The sequence below is a fragment of the Streptomyces sp. NBRC 110028 genome, from assembly GCF_001417735.1.
Taxonomy (GTDB): domain Bacteria; phylum Actinomycetota; class Actinomycetes; order Streptomycetales; family Streptomycetaceae; genus Streptomyces.
Genome location: NZ_BBUZ01000025.1, coordinates 639,405 through 662,874, shown reverse-complemented (window position 1 = coordinate 662,874; position 23,470 = coordinate 639,405). Strand labels below are relative to the sequence as shown.

Genomic DNA, 23,470 nt, shown 5'->3' with positions numbered 1-23,470 from the left:
CATTCGACGCATTCGGCCCGGAGTCCCGTTCCGGGCCCGATGACGTCATGGAGCCCGCCGTGCGCGTAGTCGTTGCCGAGGATCTGTTCCTGCTCAGGGACGGGTTGGTGCGAATGCTGGAGGCCTACGATTTCGAGATCGCCGCCGCCGTCGAGAGCGGGCCGGAGCTGACGCGGGCGCTGGCGGAGCTGAAGCCGGACGTGGCCGTGGTGGACGTGCGGCTGCCGCCGTCGTTCACCGACGAGGGCCTGCAGTGCGCGCTGGCGGCGCGGCGGGACCGGCCGGGGCTGCCCGTGCTGGTGCTGTCGCAGCACGTGGAGCAGCTGTACGCGCGGGAGCTGCTGGCCGACGGGAGCGGTGGGATCGGCTATCTGCTGAAAGACCGGGTCTTCGACGCGGACCAGTTCATCGACGCGGTGCGGCGGGTCGCCGAGGGCGGTACGGCGATGGACCCGCAGGTGATCTCGCAGCTGCTGACCCGGCGCTCGCAGGACCGGCCGATGGGGCATCTGACGCCCCGGGAGCGCGAGGTGATGGAGCTGATGGCGCAGGGCCGATCGAACGCGGCGATCGCGGCGCAGCTGGTGGTGACCGAGCGGGCCGTCGCCAAGCACACCTCGAACATCTTCGGGAAGCTCGGCCTGCCGCAGTCCGACGACGACAACCGCCGGGTGCTGGCCGTGCTGGCGTACCTGGACCGGGGGCGTGCGGAGGCGAGCGGCGGCTGACCGGCGCTTCCCCCGGCGCGCGCCCCATTGCTCCCGCCCCGCATCGCTGGTTAAGTGCCTCGCGCACCACCACCGTTGGCCGTTGTCCGTTGGGGGGCGCATGAGCGACCTGAGCAGACGCACGCTGATCGGAACCGCCGGAGCACTCGGGGCCGGGGCCGCGTTAGGGGCTCACTCCCCCGCGCTGGCCGACACCCCGCGGCCACCACAGGACAGCGCACAGGACACCGCCGTGACCGCCTTCGACACCGCGCCCGCGCACGCCGCGCTGCGGCGCCTGCTGCCGCGGCACGCCGGGCAGTTCCGGCTGGTGGCCCTCCCCAAGGGGACGAAGGAACGGTTCGAGGTCACGGGTAAGGCGGGGCGGATCACCGTGGCCGGGACGAGCCCCGCGGTGCTGCTCACCGGCGTCCACTGGTACCTCAAGTACACCTGTCACGCCCAGATCACCTGGGCGGGCGATCAGCTGGACCTGCCCAAGCGGCTGCCCGCGCCGGGCGGCACCGTCGAGCGGTCGACCGCGCTGCCGCACCGCTTCGCGTTCAACGACACCCACGACGGTTACACCGCCCCGTTCGCCGACTGGGACCGCTGGGAACACCTGATCGACATCGCGGCCCTCCACGGCTGCAACGAGCTGCTGGTCACCGCGGGCCAGGAGGCCGTCTACCACCGGCTGCTCCAGGACTACGGCTACACGGACGCGGAGGTGCGCGCCTGGCTGCCGACCCCCGCCCACCAGCCGTGGTTCCTGATGCAGAACATGAGCGCGTACGGCGGCCCGGTGTCCACGGCACTGATGGAGAAGCGGACCGATCTGGGGCGGCGCATCGCCGACCGGATGCGGGAGCTGGGCATGCGGCCCGTCTTCCCCGGCTACTTCGGCACCGTCCCCGACGGCTTCGCCGACCGCAACCCGGGGGCGCGCACCGTGCCGCAGGGCGACTGGAACGGGCTCCGGCGGCCCGACTGGCTCGACCCGCGCACCGACGCGTTCCACGAGGTGGCCGCGGCCTTCTACCGCCACCAGCAGGACCTGTTCGGCGAGTGCGACCTGTTCAAGATGGATCTGCTTCATGAAGGCGGCAATGCCGGTGACGTTTCGGTACCGGACGCCGCGCGCGCCGTGGAGAAGGCGCTGCAGACCGCCCGCCCCGGCGCCATCTGGGTGATCCTGGGCTGGCAGGCCAACCCCCGGCGCGACCTGCTGGACGCGGTGAACCACGATCACATGCTGGTCGTGGACGGCCTGTCGGATCTGGACACGATCACCGACCGGGAGAAGGACTGGGGTTCGGTGCCGTACGCGTTCGGCACGATCCCCAACTTCGGCGGCCGCACGACGATCGGCGCCAAGGCCCACATCTGGGCGCAGCGGTTCACCGTCTGGCGGGACAAGCCGGGCAGCAAGCTGGCCGGCACGGCGTACATGCCGGAGGCGGTCGAACGCGATCCGGCGGCGTTCGAGCTGTTCAGCGAGTTGGCGTGGCGGGATCAGGCGGTGGACCGGGACGAGTGGTTCCGTACCTACGCCGATGTCCGCTACGGCGCTCCGGACGGAAAGGCGCGGGAGGCGTTCGCGGCGCTGCGCGACACCGCGTACGAGATCAGCAGCAAGGACGGCCGCCCCCATGACTCCGTCTTCGCCTCCCGGCCCTCGGTCGCCGCGCGCTCGGGCACGTACTACGCCACCCATGTGCCCGCCTTCGACACCGCCCGCTTCGACGCGGCCCTGGCGGCGCTGCTGGGGGTGCGGGCCGGGCTGCGCGACAGCGACGCGTACCGCTACGACCTGGCCGACACCGCGCGGCAGGCGCTCGCCAACCGCTCCTGGCAGCTCGCCCCGCAGCTGGCGGACGCGTGGGCCCGCAAGGACCTGGACACCTTCCGGGCGCTGTCCCGGCTGTGGCTCAAGCTGATGCGGCTGAGCGACGACATCACCGGCACCCACCGGCGTCTGCTCCTCGGCCCCTGGCTGGAGGACGCCAAGCGGATGGCCTCGGGCGAGGAGGAGTCCGTCCAGCTGGAGTTCGCCGCGCGTGCCCTCATCACCACCTGGGCGGACCGGGGCGCCGCGGACACCGGCAAGCTCGCCAACTACGCCAACCGCGACTGGCACGGCCTCATCGGCGACTTCCACCTGCCCCAGTGGCAGTCCTACCTGGACGAGCTGGAGGACGCGCTCGCCCAAGGCCGTGCGCCGCGCGCCTTCGACTGGTACGCGCTCGAGGAGCCGTGGACGCGGGAGCGCAAGAGCTATCCGGTCCGGCCGGTCGCGGACGCGTGGCGCACGGCGCGCCGGGTGTACGAGGCGCTGGCCAAGGCCCCGTACCAGGGGACGCTGACCGTCGGCACGGAGCCGGGGACGCTGCCGCCGGGCGGCTCCGGGGTCATCACCGCGACCCTGCGCAACGTCAACGGGCTGCGGGCCACCGGCCGCGTCGACTTCGACCTGACCGTGAGCGGCCTGGACCCGGCGCCGCAGGGCCCCACCTCCTTGCCGTCGGTGCCGGCGGCGGGCAGCGGCGCGGTCCACTGGCGGGCCACCGCGCCCGACGACCCGCCGGCCGATCCGCTGAAGCCGTATCCGTACGAGCTGGCCGTACGGTACGGGCCGCGCGGCGAGGACCCGGTGCGGGCGGTGCGCACCGGCACCCTGTGGGTGGCGGCCCCCCTGGCCGGCGGCTGGAAGACGGTCACCAACAACGGCGCGGTGTTCGGGCAGTTGGGCGAGCGGTTCGCGATCGACGGGGCGGGCCAGGACCTGTGGAAGGCGACCGCCGAGTTCGGCGCCGCGTACCGGGAGGGCGCGCTGCGGGCGGGGGTGGCGGTGACGGTCAAGGTGGACGCGCAGGCCGTCACCGGGCCCTGGGCCCGCGCCGGGATCATCGTCCGCAACACGCTGGCGACGGCGGGCTCCCCGGGATTCCTGAACCTGTCGGTCACGCCCGCCAACGGGGTCGTCCTGTCGTACGACTCCCATGGCGACGGCACGCTCGACACCTACCAGCGGATCACCGGCGTGAAGGCTCCGGTGCTGCTGCGGCTGACGCGCGCCTCCGCCACCTCCTGCACCGGCGAGCTGTCGACCGACGACGGCGCGAACTGGCGCGAGGTGGCGACGGTGACCGTGCCGGGCGCGGCGGCCGCGCAGGACGCCGGGCTGTTCATGAGCGCGGCCCACGGCGGCAGCGGGGCGCGCGGCACGGTCGAGTTCAGCGGCTGGCGCGTGAGCTGACGCGTCACGCTTCCCCGTCAACGCTCCGCCACCACGTGCCGGTGGCGGAGCCGCCCGCCCGGTGACCTCCTGCCACCGCCGCTCGTTTACGCCACGTGGAGCAGCAGCAGGCGACAGCCACCCCCCTCGACGACACCGCCGGCCTCGACGACACCGCCGAGGCCGCGGGCCCGATCGACGTCGAGCAGGCCGAGGCCGCCATCGTCGAGCACTATCCGCGGCTGGTGCGGCTCGCGTATCTCATCCTGCCGCCCGGAATGGGCCGCACCCGGCGCGTGCTGGCCGCGCACGCGCTGGCGCAGCGGGCACTGCCGCGCAACCAGAGCAGGCCCGAGGCCCAGGAAGTCGAACTGCCGTGGCAGCGCGGCACGAAGGGCGCGGCGGGCGACGCGGGATACGCCTATGTGCGGCTGCGCGTGCTGCGCTCCGCGCTGCGGGCCGCGCGGCCGCGGCGCCTGTGGGCGCTGACCGCGCCGCTGCCCCTGGTGTGGGGGCTGCGGCTGTTCCCCCGCTCCGGCGGGGCCGATGAACTCGCCCTGGACAAGGCGCTGTCCGAGCTGTCGGGCCCCGGTCGGGCCGCGTACGTACTGCGCGAGCTGGAGCGGCTGGAGGACCGCGAGGTGCGGGCGCTGCTGCAGGCCGCGGGCGTCGAGGACGCGCGGGACGCGCTCGACGAGGCGGACGAGGTGCCGGAGCCGGCGGGCAGCCGGGACGACGGTTCGCTGCTGGAGTCGGCCGAGTTCGACCCCTGTTCGCTGCAGGCGCGGCCCACCGATCTGATGCGCCGCCGCCAGCATCTGCGGGCGCTGCTGGTGACCGTGGTGGCGCTGGTGGTGTGCGGGTCACTGCTGGGGATGCCGGGCGAGGGCTGGGGGCGAAGCGGCGCGGCGGCGCCGAGTTACGCCCGTAACCCCTCCTCCGAACGGGCGCTGGACCCCGACCGGTTGACGCGCGCCGAACCCGCCGCGTGGCGCACCGCGACCCGCGCGGACTTCTCGTCCTGGCCCGCGCGCGGCGACCGGCTCGGCGACACCGCGCTGCTGCGCCGCGCGCTGGCGGTCTGGGCGCGGCCGGGCCGTTCGGTGCGGGTGTCGGCCACGGCGGGCACCCAGTCGGGGCCGCCGTCCGGGCCGCCGCAGCTGCTGTACGCGGGCGTGGTGGACCAGGCGGCGGTGGTGCTGCTGTACGACGGGCTGCGCGTCGCCCGGTACGCGGAGGGGCGCGGCAGCGAGAGCGGTGCGGTGGCGCTGGACCTCGCCCGCCTCGACGCGGCGGACGCGGCCGCCTCGACCGCGCTGGTGCTGGGCCGCGCGGATGGCAACGTCCGCTATCTGGCCGCCCCCTGGGTGCGCCACGTCTCCGTACGGGACCTGCTGCGCCCCACCGACCGGCCGCGCCCGGTGCGCCTGGCCGCCGACGGGGTGACCGGCCCGGTGCGCACCATGCCGCGGCTGCGCCCGTGCCGGGGCTGGCCCGCGCTGCGGTTCGGCTCGCGGCTGGTGGCCGACCTGGGCGAACTGGCCCCGGCCCGGCTGACGTACGGCGACCCCGGGGCCAGATCGCGTGGCGGGCCGCGCGATGTGGCGGGCCGCGCGGCCCGGTTCGACTGGGCGCGGACGGCCTGCCGGCTGCCGGTGATGGCGGGGCGCGGGGTGCGGTCGGTGAACGTCTGGCGGTTCGGGACCCAGCGGCTGCCCGAGGCGGGCGGCCGGGCGGCCTGGCTGTGCACCCGGGCCGAGACCTGGCGGGACGCGGGCAGCAGGGTGCTGGCCCAGTTCCAGCCGTGGAACACCCGCCGGGGCTCGGCGGGCGCGGTCGCCGCCGCGGCGGACGGCTCCCCCGCCTGCGGGCCGCGCGCACCGCGCGTCCTGGCGGGCGTGCTGTGGAAGGCCCGGTCCGGCCACTGGTTCCTGCTGGCCGCGGGCAGCCGCCAGGTGCACGGGATCGCGGCGAGCGGCGGCGTGAGGGGCCGATCCCACGGCCGCGCCCTGACCGTCCCGGTCAAGCCCGGCGCCCACGCCACCCTCACGGCCCGCCTGAGGAACGGCGCCCGGCTGGACGCCCTGCGCTGAGCGCCCGCCGCGGGGTTCGGAGCTACTGTCGTTCGACCGTGTACGTGTGCACTTCGGCGACAAGCATGAGTGAGCTTGGCGCCGATGGCCGAGACATGCGTGCGTGCGGGCCTTGGGCCGATGGGAACGGGAGGTGGTTCATCGAATGCGTGTCCTTTGTGGGCGGGGGTCGTTGGATGGAGTGACAGCATCTTCGATACCGGGTGGGGGTGAAGGGGTTGGGCGTCGTACGGGGGGTGGTGGTGCCGTTCGTAGTGCCTGGCCCAACGGGGACGGCCGTTCGGGCGCGGCTCCACGTGTCGAGGCTCGATGCGGCGGTTCTGACCGAGGTGGGTGTGTTTCTCGGTGCACTGGCTGCGGGTGATCTGGCGGTGCGTTCCCGGGAGGGCCTGGAGCACGACAGTAAGACCTGGGCGGTGCGCAAGCGGGAGCTGACGGGGGTCTCGTCGGCGCGGTGGGCGGGCAGTATCACTAAGGCCGCCCACGATCAGTGGGCCTTGGCCCGGCGAGGGCAGACAGCCGAGATGGCGTGGCTGCGCAAGCAGATCGCGTCGATCCAGGCGCGGCTGGTCCGTCCGCTGGGGGCGAAAGCGGACAAGCGGGAAGGGGTGGTGCGCGGCTACGGTTCGCGGGCCGAGTGGCATGCCAAGTCCCGGCGCCTGCACGCGCTGCGGGTTCGGCTGGCTCGGGTGGAGACGGACTGGGCAGCGGGCCGCGTGCGGGTGGCGCGGGGCGGGAAGAAACTCACGCGCCTGCGTCACCGCTTGGACCAGGCAGGGCTGAGCGAGCAGGCGTGGCGAGAGCGGTGGAAGGCGGCGCGGATGTTCCTGGCCGCCGACGGGGAGTCCGGCAAACGCCTGGGCAACGAAACCATTCGCATCACCGCCACCGGACAGCTCTCGATCAAACTCCCCGCCACCCTGGCGCAGCTGGCCAACGCACCGCACGGCCGGTATGTGCTGGACGCGACCGTGGCGTTCCAGCACCGGAGTGAGAAATGGCGGGACCGGATCACGAACAACCGGGCGGTGGCCTACCGCATCCACCACGACCCAGTACGCGGCCGCTGGTATGTGACCGCCTCTTGGAAGCGCGCCCCCGTCCCCGTACTGCCGCTGGAAGCGGCGCTCGCCCGGGGTGTGGTCGCCGTCGACATGAACGACGATCACCTGGCCGCCTGGCGTCTGGACATCCACGGCAATCCGGTGGGCGAGCCCCGCCGTTTCTTCTACGACCTGTCGGGGAGCGCCCGGCACCGGGACGCCCAGATCCGGCACGTGCTCACGAGGTTGCTGCACCACACCCGCGCCACCGTGGCGGGGGCGATCGCGATCGAGGACCTGGACTTCACCGACGGCCGGTGCCGGGAGAAGTACGGCCGCAACAAGCGCTTCCGCCGCCTGATCTCCCGCTTCCCCACCGCGAAGCTGAAAGCGCGGCTGGTGGCGATGGCCGCCGAGCAGGACATCGCGATCGTGGCGGTCGATCCGGCCTATACCTCCCGCTGGGGCGCCCAGCACTGGCAGCAGCCCCTCACCACCAGCAACCGCAAGGTTTCCCGGCACGATGCGGCCAGCATCGCGATCGGGCGACGCGCCCTCGGACACCCGATCCGGCGACGGACGACACCGCCCCCACACGACCGGAGCGATCGTGTGGGGCATCGGACCGCCCAGGCCCGACCGGAGATCCGACGGCGTGAGGAACCCCGCCCCCGCCTTCCCGGACCACGGACGAGATCCGTGCCGCCCGGCAGCGGAGAGAAAGCGGACGACCAGCGTGCCCAACACCGTTCGGAGCACGCGGCTGAGCAACAGTCCTGGACACAGGACTCACTCCTGCTCAGTCCCGAGGAACGGTTCACATGCGACACGGCATAACGGCCAGTGCGGCCGAGGTGCGGGCGAAGACCACCGAGAAGCTGAGCCACGGGACCCCGGAAAGACCTCCGGAAAAATCTTGCGAGGATTTTCTGCAAGAAAACCCGAATCGTTACGCCCACGTGTCCCGGTGGTAGCCGCCAGGCGCTTGACAGGGTCGCCATAAGGCCCAGGGGTGCGCCTTTTGGCGCCACCCACCCCTGCAAGCTCTTCCGCAAGCCATTGCAGAGCTGTTACGTTCACCGGCATGACCCAGGAGCTCACGACCTCCCTCCAGGCCGAGCCGAGGCGATCGCCCGAAGCGGCCGCCTGGTGGCGGGACGCCGTCATCTACCAGGTGTACGTCCGGTCCTTCGCCGACAGCGACGGCGACGGGATCGGGGATCTGCGCGGCGCGCGCGAGCGGCTGCCGTATCTGGCCCGGCTCGGGGTGGACGCCGTCTGGCTGACGCCGTTCTACGCCTCGCCGCAGGCCGACGGCGGCTACGACGTGGCCGACTACCGCGCCGTCGATCCGCTCTTCGGCACCCTCGGGGACGCCGACGATCTGGTGCGCACCGCCCATGAGCTGGGGCTGAGGGTGATCGTCGATGTCGTCCCCAACCACACATCGGACCGCCATCCGTGGTTCGTCAGCGCGCTCGCGGACCGGCCTCGGGGGGCGGCCCGCGAGCGGTACCACTTCCGTCCCGGCCGGGGCGCGGACGGTGAACTGCCGCCGAACGACTGGGAGTCCGTCTTCGGCGGCCCGGCCTGGACCCGCACCACCGGACCCGACGGCACCCCGGGCGAGTGGTATCTCCACCTGTTCGCGCCCGAGCAGCCCGACCTCAACTGGGACTGTCCGGAGGTCCGCGAGGAGTTCGACTCGGTGCTGCGCTTCTGGCTGGACCTGGGCGTGGACGGATTCCGTATCGATGTCGCACACGGCATGGTCAAGGCCCCGGGGCTGCCGAACATCGGCCGCACCGAGCAGGCCAAGCTGATCGGCTCGCAGGTGCTGCCGTTCTTCGACCAGGACGGGGTGCACGAGATCCACCGCGGCTGGCGGCGGCTGCTGGACTCCTACCCGGGGATGCGGATCGGCGTCGCCGAGGCCTGGGCGCCCAGCGCCGAGCGGCTGGCCCTGTACGTACGCCCGGACGAGCTGCACCAGGCGTTCAACTTCCAGTTCCTCAAGTGCCCGTGGGACGCGGCCGCGATGCGCGAGGTGATCGACGAGTCGCTGGCCGCCACCGCCTCGGTCGGCGCCCCCACCACCTGGGTGCTCTCCAACCACGACGTGGTCCGGCACCCCACCCGGTACGCCGACGGCCGCCCCGGGCAGGGGCTGCGGCGGGCCCGGGCCGCGGTCCTGCTCACCCTGGCGCTGCCGGGGTCGGCCTATCTGTACCAGGGCGAGGAGCTGGGCCTTCCCGAGGTGACCGACCTGCCGGACGAGGCCCGCCAGGACCCGGCGTTCTTCCGCACCTCCGCCGAGGGGCAGGACGGTCAGGACGGTCAGGAGGGCCGCCGCGACGGCTGCCGGGTGCCCCTGCCCTGGTCGCGGTCGGGTCCCAGTTACGGGTTCGGGCCGGGCGGCAGCTGGCTGCCACAGCCCGACGGCTGGGGCGACGCCTCGGTGGAGGCGCAGACCGGCGACCCGGGGTCCACACTGGAGCTGTACCGCGGCGCGCTCGCGCTGCGCCGGGAGCTGCCGGGGCTGGGCGACGGGCCGATGAGCTGGCTGAACGCCCCGGCCGGGGTGCTGGCGCCGGCGCGCCCGGGCTTCGTGTGCACGCTCAACACCCTCGGGGAGGAGGTCGAGCTGCCGCTCCCGGGGCGCGCGCTGCTGTCCTCCGCGCCGCTGGCCTACGGCGCCGGTACGGTGCGTATTCCTCCCGAATCCTGCGCGTGGTGGGCAATCTGACATGCGACCGGTAAGGTCCCACTCCATGACCGCACGGCTTGCCGACATCGCAGCCCAGGCGGGGGTCAGCGAAGCCACCGTCAGCCGCGTCCTCAACGGCAGGCCGGGCGTGGCCGCGGCCACCCGCGAGTCCGTCCTCGCCGCCCTGGACGTCCTCGGCTACGAGCGGCCGGTGCGGCTGCGGCAGCGCAGCGCCGGGCTGGTGGGACTGATCACGCCCGAGCTGGAGAACCCGATATTCCCCGCGCTCGCCCAGGTGATCGGGCAAGCGCTGACCCGCCAGGGCTACACCCCGGTCCTCGCCACCCAGACCCCCGGCGGCTCGACCGAGGACGAGCTGACCGAGATGCTGGTGGACCGGGGCGTGGCCGGGATCATCTTCGTCTCGGGGCTGCACGCGGACACCTCGGCCGATATGCAGCGCTATGACCAGCTGCGCGGCCAGGGCGTGCCGTTCGTGCTGGTGGACGGCTTCTCGCCGAAGGTGCGGGCGCCGTTCATCTCCCCCGACGACCGGGCGGCGATGCTGCTGGCCGTCACCCATCTGGTCTCCCTCGGGCACACCCGGATCGGGCTCGCGCTCGGGCCCAGGCGGTACGTGCCCGTGCTGCGGAAGATCGAGGGCTTCCAGCACGCGATGCGGGACCGGCTGGGGATGCCTCCCGAGGAGTCGGAGGAGCTGATCCAGCATTCGCTGTACTCCCTGGAGGGCGGTCAGGCGGCGGCGGGCGCGCTGATCGACCGGGACTGTACGGCGGTGGTGTGCGCGAGCGACATGATGGCGCTGGGCGCCATACGCGCGGCCCGCCGGCGGGAGCTGCGGGTCCCCCAGGACGTCTCGGTGGTCGGCTTCGACGACTCCCCGCTGATCGCCTTCACCGATCCGCCGCTGACCACCATCCGCAAGCCGGTGCAGTCGATGGGGCAGGCCGCGGTGCGGGCGCTGCTGGAGGAGATCGGCGGCACCCCGGCGCCGCCCAGCGAGTTCGTCTTCCTGCCCGAACTGGTGGTCCGCGGGTCGACCGCCGCGGCGCACGGCGCCCACCCATAACGGGGCATAAGCCTGCCTTGCATCGGACATAAGCGACGAAGAAGCGACCTATGGGTGGCCTCCGGATGGACGCGGTCTGGCAGACTGTTGCCCTATGGGTGAAGCGACATCTCGGACCACGGCGGGCCAGACGGCCACCCCGTCACCCATCGAGGAGCCCGAGGCGCGACGGGCCGCGGGCCGGACCGCGATGGCCCGGCTGCGCGCGCCCCGCAGACCCCGGCTCTGGTTCGAGGTCGCCCTGATCGCGGCCGCCTACTGGACGTACTCCATGATCCGCAACGCCGTCCCCGAGCAGCGCGCCGAGGCGCTGCGCAACGCGGGCTGGGTCTGGGACTGGGAGCACCGGCTCGGGATGGGCTTCGAACGCGGCGTCAACCATGCGGTCGACTCGATCAGCTGGTTGATCGTCGGCATGAACTACTACTACGCCACGCTCCACTTCATCGTGACGCTCAGCGTGCTGGTGTGGCTCTACCACTGGCATCCGGGCCGCTACGCCGCCATCCGGCTGGCCCTCTTCGCGACCACCGGCGTGGCCCTGCTCGGCTACTACCTCTTCCCGCTGGCCCCGCCCCGGCTCATGCACGGCGGGCACTTCATCGACACGGTCGTGGTGCACCACACCTGGGGCTCGATGGCCTCGGGGAACCTGGCCACCATGTCCAACCAGTACGCGGCGATGCCCTCGATGCACATCGGCTGGTCGCTGTGGTGCGGCCTCACCATCGCCACCCTGGCCCGCCCGGTGTGGGTGCGGCTGCTGGGTCTGCTGTACCCGACGGCGACGCTGCTGGTGATCGTCGCGACGGCGAACCACTTCTGGATGGACGCGGTCGGCGGCGGCGTCTGCCTGTCCTTCGGCTTCGGCCTCTCGTACGCCTGGTACGGGGCGCTGCCGTACCGGCTGCCGAAGCAGGTGACCGGGCGGCGGCGGGCGTCCGAGCGCGAGGGTGAGCTGCGTACGGCCTGATCGGCGCCTGCCTGCACGGTTTGATCGTCCCCGGCCGACCCGCCATTCTGATGCACCGTGTACATCGCTGACGCCACTTCCGCCACTCCCGCCTCTCCGCAAGCCGCTCCGGAGGCATCGCCGGGCGTCCTGCTTCCGCGCCCCCGAGCCGCGGGGCCGCGCTTCCGGCTGGTGGCCACCGACCTCGACGGCACCCTGCTGCGCGGCGATCTGACGGTCTCGCCGCGCACCCGGGCGGCGCTGGCCGCCGCGGTCCGCGCCGGGGCGCGGCATCTGGTCGTCACCGGGCGCCCGGCCGCGTCCTGCCGGGAGTTCCTGGTGGCGATGGGCTACCGGGGGCTCGCGGTGTGCGGGCAGGGCGCGCAGCTGTACGACGCGACCGCGGACCGGCTGCTGGTCTCGGCCGCGCTCGACCGCGACCTGGCCCGGTCGGTGGTGGAGCGCACCGAGGAGGCGCTGGGGGCGGGGCCGCTGGAGCTGGCCGTGGTGACGGCCGCGCCGGAGAACCGCTTCGTGGTCACGGCCGGGTTCGCCGACGGGCGGCGGCCGGGCTGGGACGAGAGGGTGGAGCGCGAGGCGCTGTGGGCGCGGCCGATCGAGAAGGTGCTGATGCGCCACCGGGAGGTGGCGGACGACCGGGTCGCGGCGGCCGCCGCGCGGGTGGGCGCGGGCGAGGTGTCGGTGACGCATTCGGAGAAGGGCATGATCGAGGTGCTGCCCTCGGGCATCACCAAGGCGGCGGGGCTGGAGCTGGCCGCGGAGCGGATGGGGTTCACCCCCGCGGACACGGTCGCCTTCGGCGACATGCCGAACGACATCCCGCTGCTGGGCTGGGCCGGGTACGGGGTCGCGATGGGCAACGCCCATCCGGACCTGATCGCGCTGGCCGACGAGGTGGCGCCGCGCAACGACGAGGACGGGGTGGCGGTGGTGCTGGAACGACTGTTCGCGCACGTCGCGCCCGCTTGAATGGACCTTGTTCCCCGCTTGTCTTCCACTTGAGTGGCCCCAAGAGACCTTGACCCTACATTCACAACTAAACAGAATGTCCAAGGTGCGAGCCGAACCACAGGAGCCGCGCGACAGCGCCGAGGACGACGTGCTGCTGCGCGAGGCCGAGAAGATCGTCACCGCCATCGGCCGGATGTTCCCCGGCCTGTGCGAGGTGGTGCTGCACGATCTGCGCCGCCCCGACCAGGCCATCCGGGCCATCGAGTCCAACCTCTCCGGCCGGTCGGTCGGCGACCCGGCCACCGAACTCGGCCTCGCCCGCATCGAGGACCCCGACTTCCCCGGCATCGTCCAGAACTACTCCAACCGCTTCCCCGACGGCCGCCCGGCCAAGAGCACGTCCATCGGCATCAAGAACAGCGCGGGCACCTACATCGCCGCCATCTGCCTCAACCTGGACGTCTCCCTCTTCGCCAGCGTCGCCCGCAGCCTCAACAACCTGGTGCGCACCGACGATCAGGAACAGCCCCTCCCGGAGACCCTGAGGGCCCGGACCGTCACCGAGCTGCGCACCGTCGTCGAGGAATTCGCCGCCGCCCGCGGCCACACCCCGCGCAGCCTGGGCACCGCCGCCAAGAAGGAACTCGTCCGCTCCCTCCAGACCCGCGGCTTCCTCCAGGTCAAACACTCGGTGCGGGTGGTCACCGAACTCCTCGGCGTCTCCCGCGCCACGGTCTACAACTACCTGCGCGCGCCGTGAGCGGTCTCAGTCCGGTGCGGCCGTGCATTGTTCGGCGGGCGGGTGGCCGTCCGGCCAGGCCAGCTTCTCGAACTCGATGTGCCGGTCCTTCCTGGGCGACAGCTTCACGATGGCCACCGCCTTGTCGTACGGCGTCCCGTACCCATTGAGGCAGATCCAGCCGCCGGCCCCGCGCACCATCTGGTCCCCGTGCAGCCGAGGCCACGCCGCCGCGATGGAGTCCAGGTCCGGCACCTGCCCCTTGGTGGTGGTGCGGTTGCGGATGCCGGCGATGGCCGTCGTCGCGGAGTCGTAGGTGGTGATCGTCCGGCCGTCGGCGAGCCCGGTCGGGCCGATGTCACCGGCCGCCGAGGTCTTGCCCCCGCCGCCGGCGAGGGTGCTCAAGTCCCGGAAATCGGCCGCCGAACCGCCCGTCGCGGGCGGGTTGCCGGTGGTCCAGGCGCTCTCGTGGGTGATCGTCGCGTACTCGACGGTCAGCCCGGCACCGTAGGAGAAGGCGCCCCAGTCCATCGCGGGGTCGTACGCCAGCGTCGACGCGCCCGAGACCGTGACCACGCGGTAGTGCCGATCCGCGCAGCCGCGCCTTCCCAGGGCCCTGATCAGCTGGGCGAGCGCGGGCGGGCGGCCGGAGAAATAGATGGTGGTGGCCCGGGAGTCACAGAGGTTGTTGACCATCTGGACGAAGTCGTTCGGGATGGCCTTCGAGGAGTCGTACTGCTCGGAGTACGGCGTTCCCGTGGTCTCCGCGCGGAAGGCGGCGCGCAGCGACCTCGCGTAGAGGTCGTCCGCGTGGGTGTCCTCCACCAGGAAGGTGTCCCGGGGCTTCACCTTCAGATGGTGGGTGAGCGCCCGCGCCTGGTCGCGGTTGGACGGAACGATCTTCGCGAGCCCGGGGTACCTCCGGGGGTGCTCCCGGTCGTTGCCCAGATCGTCCGCGGTGATCGGGCCGCCCACGACCGCGATGCCCTTCTCCCTGGTCAGATAGGCGATGGTCTGTTCGGTCCGGGTGACGCTGAGGTTGAACCCGAACACCGCGCGCAGCCGGTCCTTCCCGGAGTGCGCCATCCCCGCGAGCTGGTCGGACACCTCCTTCCAACGGGTCATGTCGCGGCCGGGATTGGCGAGCACCAGACGGATCGACGGCTCGTCGCCGCTCTCGTGGTTCGCCCGGTACTGGGCGAGATAGGCGCCCTGGACCTCCCGCACCACCTGGGCCCGCTCCGCCACGTCGTCCTCCCGGAACGTCAGGGGGATCATCAGGGCGATGGTGGCGTACGCCTTGCCGCTCTTGGTGACCTTGCCGTTCTCGGCCTTGATGCGGTCCGACACCGGGCCCAGTTCGGCCATGAAGGCGTAGCCGCCGTCGGTGACGCCCGTGCACTCCTCGTCGCCCGCGCGCTTGTCGACCCCGGCGCCGCACGAGCGGTCGGGCGTCAGCGTGACGATGCCGACCGCCACCAGGCCGCCCACCACCAGCCCCACCAGCAGCCAGTTCAAGGTTCGGCGGATCGGCGGAAGGGCGGAGTGCCGGCTGCGGACGGTTCTGAAGGGACGGGTCAGGGCGTGGGTCAGGGCGTGGATCATCGGCTACTTCCCTTGACTGGAAGATCAGGGGCCTGCACCCCGCTGACCAGGGCGTCGATCCAGCCGCCGTCGGCGATGGCGTCGACGTACGCGTTGTACGCCCGCTCGCGGCGCGGGCTGTTGCCGTAGTCGGAGCACAGGGCTTCCAGCGCGGTCCGCACATGCACCAGATCGGCGTCCCGGTAGCTCGGCGGCACCGCCGACAGCGGCGCGGACAGCCGCCATACGGTGGCCAGCAGCAGCCGGATCGCGGCGTGGACCCGCTGATCGGCGTCGGACTCACAGGACGCGCAGCCGGGCGCGTCGTCAGGCGGTTCCCCGGGGGCGAAACCGGTCCGCGCCGGGGGTGCGGCCGCGATCAGGTTGAGGTCGCCCAGCCACTCGGCGGGGGCGCGGTGCAGATACCGGTAGTGCATCGCCCGCGCCACCAGGGTGTCGATGCGGCCCTGGGCGAGCGCGTGGTGCAGATAGCGCCGGTCGTGCCGGTCGGAGTCGTCCGACCGCACGTCCCCGTCGTTGTAACAGGCGGCCGACAACGCGTGCAGGCCGGTCCAGCGCGCCTCGTCGGCCCCCGTTCTCAAGCGATGCAGCAGCAGCGCGCGCAGCGCCCGGTCGGTGATCAGCGGCGTCCGCTCGGGGTGCCGCGTCGGCCAGGGCCGGTGGTCCCAGTGCGGCCGCTCCAAGGTGGCGTCCCGCAGCCGTCTGACGCGCAGTTCGGGGCTGATGCCGGGCAGCGCGGCCCGGTCGGCCCGGAGCAGCCGCGCCGCGGCCTCCGCGTCCAGCGCGGGCGCGATCCGCAGCACCTCCTCCCGTACGTCCCCCTCCGGCAGCAGCCGCTCCAGCAACCGCGCGCCCACCGGCTCGGCCGAGCCGGGGACGGCAAGCGACAGCAGCCGGTCGAGGGCGAAGGGGCCCGGCTCGTCCAGCCGCGCGGTCGCGGCCCCGGCGAGCAGCAGGGCGTCGCCCGTACGCCCGCCGCTCAGCCGGGCGATGACGTCGGGCAGCGACGGCGGGTACGCGGCGTCGTCGCCGAGCATCGAACGGATCTCCGCGTCGTCGACCTTGGGAATGCCGAGCCGCAGCAGCCACACGTGCGGCGGGCACCGCTCCGGTTTGGTCCACGGGGGCACGTCGGTGGTGAGGGACGGCTGCGCCGAGCCGTCCCCGAGCGAGGTGGCGAAGACGACGGGAAGCATGATCCGCCCGCGCCCGCGCCACTCCCCGCTGTCCCGCGCGTACCGGTCGACGAACGGGCCGAGGAAGCGCTCGCGCAGCGCCTCGTCCACGTTGTCCAGCAGGATCAGCGGCGGATGCTGGGTCCTGCGCTTCCAGGGGCCGTACGCGCCGTTGATGTCCGCCAGCAGGGCGGCGATCAGATCGGCCTCCACCTCGGCCCGGGCCGCTCCCCCTCGGCGGAACTTCCGCACCAGCGCGAACAGCCGCTGCACGGCGTCGCCGTCGATACGGTCCAGATGGGAGCGCCACCACGACGAGCCGTCCCGGCCGTCGTCGCTGCGGGCGAGCAGGGTGTCGGTGGCGGCGCTCAGCACCTCCTGGAGCCCCGGCACCCCGGGCAGCAGCCCCGCCACGACCCCGCCCAGCGCGTTCAGCCACCGGCCGACGACCACCTTCCGCGCCTGCGGGTCGGGGTCGCGCTGCGCGAGGATGTCCCCCAACTCCTCCTCCGCCGCCACCAGATCGGCGGGCGCCACGTCGTCACGGTGCGGGGCGTCACGGCCCCGGGACTCCGGCCGCCACGCGCTGATCACCAGCAGCGCGGGCGCGAGCCGGGGGAAGGTCAGGGTGTGCCTGCTGCCGTCGCGTTCGTAGCCGAGCTGGTGGGAGACGGTGAAGAGGAGATTGGTCACCGGGGACGCGCTCGCGGTGTCCAGCCGGGCCCGGTCCCCCGGATCGCCGGCCGAGTACGGCGCCTCCCCCAGGTCCACCCGGGCCGTGGGCACCCAGGCGTGGTAGCCGTCGTACAGCGCGTCCAGCAGCGCCGTCTTGCCGGTGGCCCGGCCGCCGACGACCTCCACCACCGGCTCGCCCGCCGGAAACGTGCGCTTCCCCCACGGACCGCCGCCCGGCGGCATCCCGAGCAGCGCGGGAGCCAGTGTGTCCATGACCCGGCCGAGGTTGTACAGGCCGCTCCCCATCGTGCCCCCCGTGGCTCGCCCTTCCCCCGCTATACCCCCGTGACGCGCCCCTGTACCCCGCGTTCGACGCTCAGGCGATCCAGCGGTAGCGATGCTCGGGGCGGCCCGTGCCGCCGTAGCGCAGGGTGACCTCGGCCTGGCCCGTATCGGCGAAGTACTCCAGATAGCGGCGCGCGCTCACCCGCGAAAAGGCACCCGCCTCGGCGCACTCGGCGGCGGACAGCCCGTCGGCGTGGGCCCGCAGGGTCCGCTCGACGAGGTCGGCGGTGTGCGAGGCCAGCCCCTTGGGCAGCTCGCGGGAGGCGCGCGGGCGCCCGCCGAAGATCTGGTCCACGTCCTCCTGGCGGGCCTCGCCGAGGGTGTCGAGCCGGGCGCGCAGGGCCGCCGCGTGCCGCAGCTGGTCCTGGAGCGCGGCCCGGTCGAACGGCTTGATCAGGTAGTGCAGCGCCCCCGCGCGCAGCGCCTCGCGCACGAGATGCGCGTCCTTGGCGGCCGTCACGAACAGGGCGTCCACATGGTGCCCGCCGTCCTCCCTCGCGCGCAGCTCGCGCAGCACGCTGATGCCGTCCATGTCCGGCAGATAGATGTCGAGGAGCACGAGGTCGGGGCGGAGTTCATCGGCGGCGCGCAGCGCCTCGGCCCCGGTGTGCGCGACCCCGGCGACGGTGAAGCCGTCCGTGGCCGCCACATAGCGGGTGTGCAGCTTGGCGACCATGAAGTCGTCCTCGACGACCAGCACTGTCGTCACCGACCGGCCCCCTCTCTTGCGAACGTGCCCGCTACCACAACGACCACAAAATCTTTTAATACCGGAAGCGAGACAGCCCGGTAACCCATAGGCAACATGTGGCGCACCTCACAGGCAAGTCCGAAAGGTGGTGTCACCAGGTGCGACAGCGTCCGAGTCTGCCGCTGCCTTCTGCCCTGCGTACCCCGCTGGCCGTGCTCTCGGCGGCCCTGCTCGTCCTCCTCGCCCCGCCACTGCTCAGCTCCGGGGACGGCTCCGCGAACGGTACCCACATTCCGGGCCTGCGCTTCATGGTGCCCAACACTCCCGGCGGCGGCTACGACATCACCGCCCGAACGGCCGCCAAGAGCGCCGAGGACGCCGACCTCGCCAACAACATCGAGGTCTTCAACCTCCCCGGCGCCGGCGGCACGGTCGGGCTGAGCCAGCTCGTGGCCGAGCGCGGCAACGGCAAGCTCGCGATGTCCATGGGGCTGGGCGTCGTCGGCGCCGTCCACACCAACCACGCGCCCTCCTCGCTCGCCGACACCACGCCCGTGGCCCGGCTCACCGAGGAGCCGGACATCGTGGTCGTCGCCAAGAACTCCACGTACCGGACCTTCGACCAGCTCCTCGCGGACTGGCGCGCGAAGCCCCACTCGCTCCCGGTGGGCGGCGGCTCCTCCCCCGGCGGGCCGGACCACCTGGCCCCCATGCTCATGGCCAAGGCCGCCGGGATCGCCCCGAAGACCGTCAACTACATCGCCTACGACGGGGGCGGCGAACTCCTCGCCTCCGTCCTCGGCGGCAAGGTCGCCTTCGGCGTCTCGGGCATCGGCGAATACCTCGACCAGATCAAGTCCGGCGACCTCCGGGTGCTCGCGGTCACCAGCGCCGAGCGGCCGGAGGGGCTCGACGCGCCGACGCTCAAGGAATCCGGGCTGGACGTGACGTTCACCAACTGGCGCGGCATCGTCGCCCCGCCCGGCCTGAGCGACAGCGAACGCGACAAGCTCACCGGCCTGATCGCGAAGCTGCACGCCTCGAAGGAGTGGAAGGACGCCGTCGAGCGCAACCAGTGGACCGACGCCTATCTGCCGGGCGAGGACTTCGGGCGCTTCCTGGACGCGCAGGACAAGCGCGTGGACACCGTGCTGAAGGAGCTGGGACTTTGACCCCCGACCCCACTTCCCCCGCCGAGCCCACCGGGCTCGCGGACCGCCTGCGCGGCCGCTCCGAACTCGGCGTCTGCGCGCTGCTGCTGGTCCTCGGCGTCCTCGTCCTCTCCGACGCCCTCACCATGGACACCAGCTTCACCCAGCGCGGCCCGGTCGGCCCCAAGACCGTGCCGCTCGTGGTCGGCGCGGGGCTCCTCCTCGTCGCCGTCCTCCTCGCCGTGGACGTGCTGCGCGGCGGGCGGGGCGAGGCCGAGGGCGGCGAGGACATCGACCTGAGCGCGCCCGGCGACTGGCGCACCGTGCTCCTCCTCGGCGGGGTCTTCCTCGGCAACGCCGTCCTCATCCAGCCCCTCGGCTTCCCCCTCTCCGGCGCGCTGCTCTTCTGGGGCTCCGCGTACGCGCTGGGCAGCCGCTCCTTCCACCGTGACCCGATCATCGCGGCCGTCCTGTCCGTGGTCACCTTCTTCGTCTTCGACCGGCTGCTCGCGGTGCCGCTGCCCGGCGGCCCGCTGATGGGGGTGCTCTGACCGATGGATTCCCTGAACTCCCTCCTCGACGGCTTCGGCACCGCCCTCTCCCCCATCAACCTGCTGTGGGCGGCCGTCGGTGTGCTCCTGGGCACCGCGATCGGCGTGCTGCCCGGCATCGGCCCGGCGATGGCGGTCGCGCTGCTGTTGCCCGTCACGTACGGGCTCGATCCCACGGCCGCGTTCATCATGTTCGCGGGCATCTACTACGGCGGCATGTTCGGCGGCTCCACCACGTCCATCCTGCTCAACACCCCGGGTGAGACGGCGGCCGTGGTCGCCGCCATGGAAGGCCATCCCATGGCCAAGTCCGGGCGCGGCGCGCAGGCCCTCGCCGCCGCCGCCATCGGGCACTTCGCGGGCGGCATGATCGGCACGACACTGCTGGTGTTCCTCGCCCCGACCGTCGCCGACCTCGCCGTCGACATCGGCGCCCCCGACTACTTCGCCATCATGGTCCTGGCGTTCGTCGCCGTGACCTCCGTCCTCGGCAGCTCCCGCATCCGCGGCTTCGCCTCCCTGCTCATCGGCCTCACCCTCGGCCTCGTCGGCCTGGACCGGCTCACCGGGCAACAGCGGCTCACCTTCGGTTCGCTGCAGCTCGCCGACGGCATCGACGTGGTGATCGTCGCCGTCGGGCTCTTCGCCATCGGCGAGGCGCTGTGGGTGGCCCTGCACCTGCGCACCCGCCCCGACCAGCCCATCCCCGTCGGCCGCCCCTGGCTCGGCAAGGCCGAACTGCGCCGCACCTGGCGCCCCTGGCTGCGCGGCCCCGCGATCGGCTTCCCCTTCGGCGCCATCCCCGCGGGCGGCGCCGAAATCCCCACCTTCCTCTCCTACGTGACGGAGAAGCGGCTCTCCAAGCACCGCGACGAGTTCGGCAAGGGCGCCATCGAGGGCGTCGCGGGCCCCGAGTCGGCGGCCTCCGCGTCCGCCGCGGGCACCCTCGTCTCCATGCTCACCCTCGGCCTGCCCACCACCGCCGTCGCCGCGGTGATGCTGGCCGCGTTCCAGCAGTACGGCATCCAGCCCGGCCCGCTGCTCTTCGAACGCGAACCGGACCTCGTCTGGGGCCTGATCGCCTCGCTCTTCATCGCCATGGGCCTGCTGATCGTCCTCAACCTGCCGCTGGCCCCCCTCTGGGCCAAACTGCTGAAGGTGCCCCGGCCGTACCTCTACGCGGGCATCCTCTTCTTCGCGGCCGTCGGCGCGTACGCGGTCGGCGGCGAGCCGCTGGACCTGGTCATCCTGCTCATCATCGGCCTGCTGGGCCTGCTCATGCGGCGCTACGGACTCCCCGTGCTGCCCGCCGTCATCGGCGTCATCCTCGGCCCCGGCGCCGAACTCCAGCTGCGCCGCGCGCTCCAGATCAGCGACGGCAGCCTCACGGGCCTGGTCAACACGCCGTTCGCGATCACCGTGTACGTGGTGATCGCCCTGATCGTGGCCTGGCCGGGGGTCCGGAAGCTGCTGCCGCGCCGCGCGGAGGCGCGGTTCTGACGCCAGGGCCCTGACGCAGGGCCCGAGCACGCCCTGACGTACGCCCGCCTCTGCGGAGAGCAGAGGCGGGCGCTGCCGTGGGCGTGTGGCCCCTGACGCGCCCCCCTTACGCGAGGTGGTCGAAGGTGCCCTGCTTGGCCCCTCGCACGAAGGCCGCCCACCGGTCCGGGTCCGTGGCGATGACGACCCCCGGGTCGTCGCTCTCGCGCAGGAGTATGACGCGCTGGGGCGCGTCCGCGACCTCGACGCAGTCCTGGCCCCCGACTCCGCTGCTGAAACTCGACTTCCGCCATGCAAGTCCGGCCATGGGTCCTCCTCATAGCATGTACAGCAGATGCTGCACGAGCCTAAGGGAGTCGCTCCTTTTATAGGACTCAGGTTCGGGACTCGGGGCAATCGGTGACAGTGCCGCAGCCGTGAGGCGTTCGAAAGCGGTGCCGTACTGAGCAAGATGCACCTGCTCCCCGAGGAACGCCGAGGACACCGGGTGTTCCACGTAGACCGTGTTCAGCTCGGGCACCTCGGCCTCGAAGAGGACGAACGCCGTGGCCGGTGTCGCCGGAGAAAGGGCCGCCTTGAACGGCAGAAGCTGAATGCGGACGTGCGGCAGCCGGGCCATCTCCACCAAGTGCTCGATCTGGCGGCGCATGACATCGTGATCGACGAACTGCATGTGGAACGCCGCTTCGTGGATGACCGCGTGGAAGATGGGTGGGGACTCCCCGGCCAGGACGTCCTGACGCTTCAGCCGGAACTCGACGTAGGTGTCCAGCAGGCTGCTGTCCGCCTCGGGCTCGCCACCGGCGGTGAGGGCTCTCGCGTACTCAGGGGTCTGGAGCAACCCGGGCACGTACATCCACTGGAACGAGCGGTGAGCGACCGAAGCCGCCTCCAGCTCCGCGAGGTCACGGGAACTCTGGGGAAGCGGGGACCTGCGGTAGTCCGACCACCACCCCCTCCCCTTGGACTCGCTCATGGCCACCAGGGCGTCAACGAATGCTTCATTCTGGCAACCATACCCAGCGAGCAGTGCTCGAAGCTTCGCCTCGGGAATGGCCGTTCGAGCCGCTTCGATGTGTCCGAGGTGCGGCGACCCGAGACCTGCGAAGGCGCCCGCCTCCGCAGCGGAAAGGCCGCGTTCATTGCGCAGTCTCCGCAGTTCCAGACCCAAACGCCTCTGTCGATGCGACGGGTTGGTCCGTAGCCCCATGTCGACCTCCTCCAACTCGTGAGCAGTCTGCACTGCTTGGCCCAGCCGAGGCCACTCGTTGGAGGTAATCAAGCCATACAAGTTGCAATCTGGAAACCGTCATCTCTATCGTCGAAGACGAATCGCCCAACCGGCGTCCTTCCAACGGCCGTTGGCCGAAGGAGGCAACACCCATGAGCCACGTGCTCCCCCGTGCCGACTTCTCCCTCGTCTTCCCGCCCGACCCCGGCTGGGTCCGCACCGCCCGCGAAGCCGTCCGCACCGCCCTGCGCACCGCGAACCGCACGGACCTCACCGACACGGCCCTCCTCCTCACCTCGGAGGCGGTCACCAACGCCGTGAACGCCTGCCGCCACAGCGGATGTTCGGCGCCCGTCACCCTCTACGCCGAGTGGGGCGCCTACGGCACCCTCCGCGTGCTCGTCAGCGACGACGCCCCCGGGCTCCCCGCGCAGCGCACCCTCGCCGGAGACGCGACCGACACCGAAAGCGGCCGGGGACTCCTCATCATCGGCAGCTCCGCCACCGACTGGGGCGTCTGCCACCACGGGCCGGGCCCCGGCAAGGCGGTGTGGTTCCAGGTCAACGGAACGTGCTCATGAGTCCCTGGGCCAGGCGTTCAGGACGCGCCCTCAAGGGACCGGTGCGCACCTGCGACCGCCATGTGCTGTTCGGCCACCCCGAGCTGCGGCTGATGACGGTCGAGGACCCACGGCTGGCCGCGCTCTACGGCCCCCTGTCCCTGGACGGCGCCGCTCACCGGATCAGGGCCCGTGGCCATGACGGGGTCGGGTTCGTCCGCGACGACCTGGGCCTGTTCCAGGCCGAGTGCCAGACCGGGGACGTCACCTTCCTGGTGCGGGCGGACGACGGCAGCCGCCCCGGTGCCATCCGGGCGCTCCTCCCCCGCTAGGTGGCCGCGGAAGCCGACCGCATCGGCTGCGGTCCGCTCCGTATCGCCGTGCCCGAGGACGCCTGACGGGCCGGGGCTCCGGCCCTCCCGGAGGGGGCCGGACCTGCCGCCGT

19 protein-coding genes are annotated in these 23,470 nt (G+C 72.5%); 14 read left to right on the top strand and 5 right to left on the bottom strand.

The features are described from left to right. The first annotated feature begins 59 nt into the window (after window positions 1–59). The 9 genes from ASC60_RS15105 to ASC60_RS15065 all read left to right on the top strand — a co-directional run bounded on the left by ASC60_RS15105 (window position 60) and on the right by ASC60_RS15065 (window position 13,562). Entirely contained in the window at window positions 60–728 is a 669-nt protein-coding gene (locus ASC60_RS15105) for a response regulator transcription factor (RefSeq protein ID WP_055551144.1), read from the top strand. A 100-nt stretch (window positions 729–828) separates the two neighbouring features. After that, window positions 829–3,966 (top strand): alpha-N-acetylglucosaminidase, encoded by a 3,138-nt coding sequence (locus ASC60_RS15100; protein ID WP_055550949.1) that lies wholly within the window; start codon window positions 829–831, stop codon window positions 3,964–3,966. Window positions 3,967–4,061: 95 nt separating this feature from the next. Next, window positions 4,062–6,038, top strand: coding sequence for a hypothetical protein (locus tag ASC60_RS15095; protein ID WP_055550947.1), 1,977 nt, complete (start codon window positions 4,062–4,064; stop codon window positions 6,036–6,038). Between the two features lie 236 nt (window positions 6,039–6,274). Beyond that, a complete protein-coding gene (locus ASC60_RS15090; RefSeq protein ID WP_079038404.1) occupies window positions 6,275–7,918 on the top strand; it encodes an IS200/IS605 family element transposase accessory protein TnpB in 1,644 nt (547 codons plus the stop codon). Window positions 7,919–8,165: 247 nt separating this feature from the next. Further along, complete coding sequence (locus ASC60_RS15085; protein ID WP_055550945.1) at window positions 8,166–9,827, top strand: glycoside hydrolase family 13 protein; 1,662 nt, start codon at window positions 8,166–8,168, stop codon at window positions 9,825–9,827. A 25-nt stretch (window positions 9,828–9,852) separates the two neighbouring features. Beyond that, window positions 9,853–10,878 carry a LacI family DNA-binding transcriptional regulator gene (locus ASC60_RS15080; protein WP_055550944.1) on the top strand — a complete coding sequence of 342 codons (1,026 nt, stop codon included), beginning with the start codon at window positions 9,853–9,855 and terminating at the stop codon, window positions 10,876–10,878. A 94-nt stretch (window positions 10,879–10,972) separates the two neighbouring features. Next, window positions 10,973–11,851 carry a phosphatase PAP2 family protein gene (locus tag ASC60_RS15075; RefSeq protein WP_079038403.1) on the top strand — a complete coding sequence of 293 codons (879 nt, stop codon included), beginning with the start codon at window positions 10,973–10,975 and terminating at the stop codon, window positions 11,849–11,851. A 168-nt stretch (window positions 11,852–12,019) separates the two neighbouring features. Further along, window positions 12,020–12,820: a Cof-type HAD-IIB family hydrolase gene (locus tag ASC60_RS15070; protein ID WP_055551140.1), complete on the top strand. Its 801-nt coding sequence runs from the start codon at window positions 12,020–12,022 to the stop codon at window positions 12,818–12,820. Window positions 12,821–12,905: 85 nt separating this feature from the next. Further along, on the top strand, window positions 12,906–13,562 hold the full coding sequence (locus ASC60_RS15065) for a transcriptional regulator (RefSeq protein WP_234356949.1): 657 nt from the start codon (window positions 12,906–12,908) through the stop codon (window positions 13,560–13,562). Window positions 13,563–13,568: 6 nt separating this feature from the next. Here the strand turns inward: ASC60_RS15065 and ASC60_RS15060 are convergent, their stop codons facing one another. From ASC60_RS15060 to ASC60_RS15050, 3 genes are all read right to left on the bottom strand, one after another. Further along, window positions 13,569–15,146 (bottom strand): hypothetical protein, encoded by a 1,578-nt coding sequence (locus tag ASC60_RS15060; protein WP_055550938.1) that lies wholly within the window; start codon window positions 15,144–15,146, stop codon window positions 13,569–13,571. After that, complete coding sequence (locus tag ASC60_RS15055; RefSeq protein WP_055550936.1) at window positions 15,143–17,302, bottom strand: hypothetical protein; 2,160 nt, start codon at window positions 17,300–17,302, stop codon at window positions 15,143–15,145. Before ASC60_RS15055 ends, ASC60_RS15060 begins: the two co-directional genes overlap by 4 nt. A 70-nt stretch (window positions 17,303–17,372) precedes the next feature. Then, window positions 17,373–18,050: a response regulator gene (locus tag ASC60_RS15050; RefSeq protein ID WP_079038402.1), complete on the bottom strand. Its 678-nt coding sequence runs from the start codon at window positions 18,048–18,050 to the stop codon at window positions 17,373–17,375. Window positions 18,051–18,208: 158 nt separating this feature from the next. Here ASC60_RS15050 and ASC60_RS15045 point away from each other — a divergent pair, with 158 nt between their 5' ends. From ASC60_RS15045 to ASC60_RS15035, 3 genes are read left to right on the top strand one after another with little or no spacing between them, the layout of a single operon-like run. Continuing rightward, the gene (locus tag ASC60_RS15045) at window positions 18,209–19,204 is read left to right on the top strand and encodes a tripartite tricarboxylate transporter substrate binding protein (RefSeq protein WP_063787142.1); all 996 of its coding nucleotides are present in this window, start codon (window positions 18,209–18,211) and stop codon (window positions 19,202–19,204) included. Next, the gene (locus ASC60_RS15040; protein ID WP_055550934.1) at window positions 19,201–19,734 is read left to right on the top strand and encodes a tripartite tricarboxylate transporter TctB family protein; all 534 of its coding nucleotides are present in this window, start codon (window positions 19,201–19,203) and stop codon (window positions 19,732–19,734) included. The genes ASC60_RS15045 and ASC60_RS15040 overlap by 4 nt, the downstream gene beginning before the upstream one ends. Before the next feature lie 3 nt (window positions 19,735–19,737). Then, on the top strand, window positions 19,738–21,234 hold the full coding sequence (locus tag ASC60_RS15035) for a tripartite tricarboxylate transporter permease (RefSeq protein ID WP_055550932.1): 1,497 nt from the start codon (window positions 19,738–19,740) through the stop codon (window positions 21,232–21,234). A gap of 106 nt (window positions 21,235–21,340) precedes the next feature. On the opposite strand, the gene ASC60_RS15030 is transcribed toward ASC60_RS15035, so the two are convergent. Together ASC60_RS15030 and ASC60_RS15025 are read right to left on the bottom strand one after the other, a co-directional pair. Further along, window positions 21,341–21,541 carry a DUF397 domain-containing protein gene (locus ASC60_RS15030; protein WP_055550930.1) on the bottom strand — a complete coding sequence of 67 codons (201 nt, stop codon included), beginning with the start codon at window positions 21,539–21,541 and terminating at the stop codon, window positions 21,341–21,343. 9 nt (window positions 21,542–21,550) lie between these two features. Further along, the gene (locus tag ASC60_RS15025; protein ID WP_055551135.1) at window positions 21,551–22,444 is read right to left on the bottom strand and encodes a DUF5753 domain-containing protein; all 894 of its coding nucleotides are present in this window, start codon (window positions 22,442–22,444) and stop codon (window positions 21,551–21,553) included. Between the two features lie 173 nt (window positions 22,445–22,617). On the opposite strand from ASC60_RS15025, the gene ASC60_RS15020 reads away from it, so the two are divergent. Next, window positions 22,618–23,046 (top strand): ATP-binding protein, encoded by a 429-nt coding sequence (locus ASC60_RS15020; RefSeq protein WP_055550928.1) that lies wholly within the window; start codon window positions 22,618–22,620, stop codon window positions 23,044–23,046. Then, the gene (locus ASC60_RS15015; protein WP_199830960.1) at window positions 23,043–23,357 is read left to right on the top strand and encodes a hypothetical protein; all 315 of its coding nucleotides are present in this window, start codon (window positions 23,043–23,045) and stop codon (window positions 23,355–23,357) included. The genes ASC60_RS15020 and ASC60_RS15015 overlap by 4 nt, the downstream gene beginning before the upstream one ends. Window positions 23,358–23,470 lie beyond the last annotated feature (113 nt).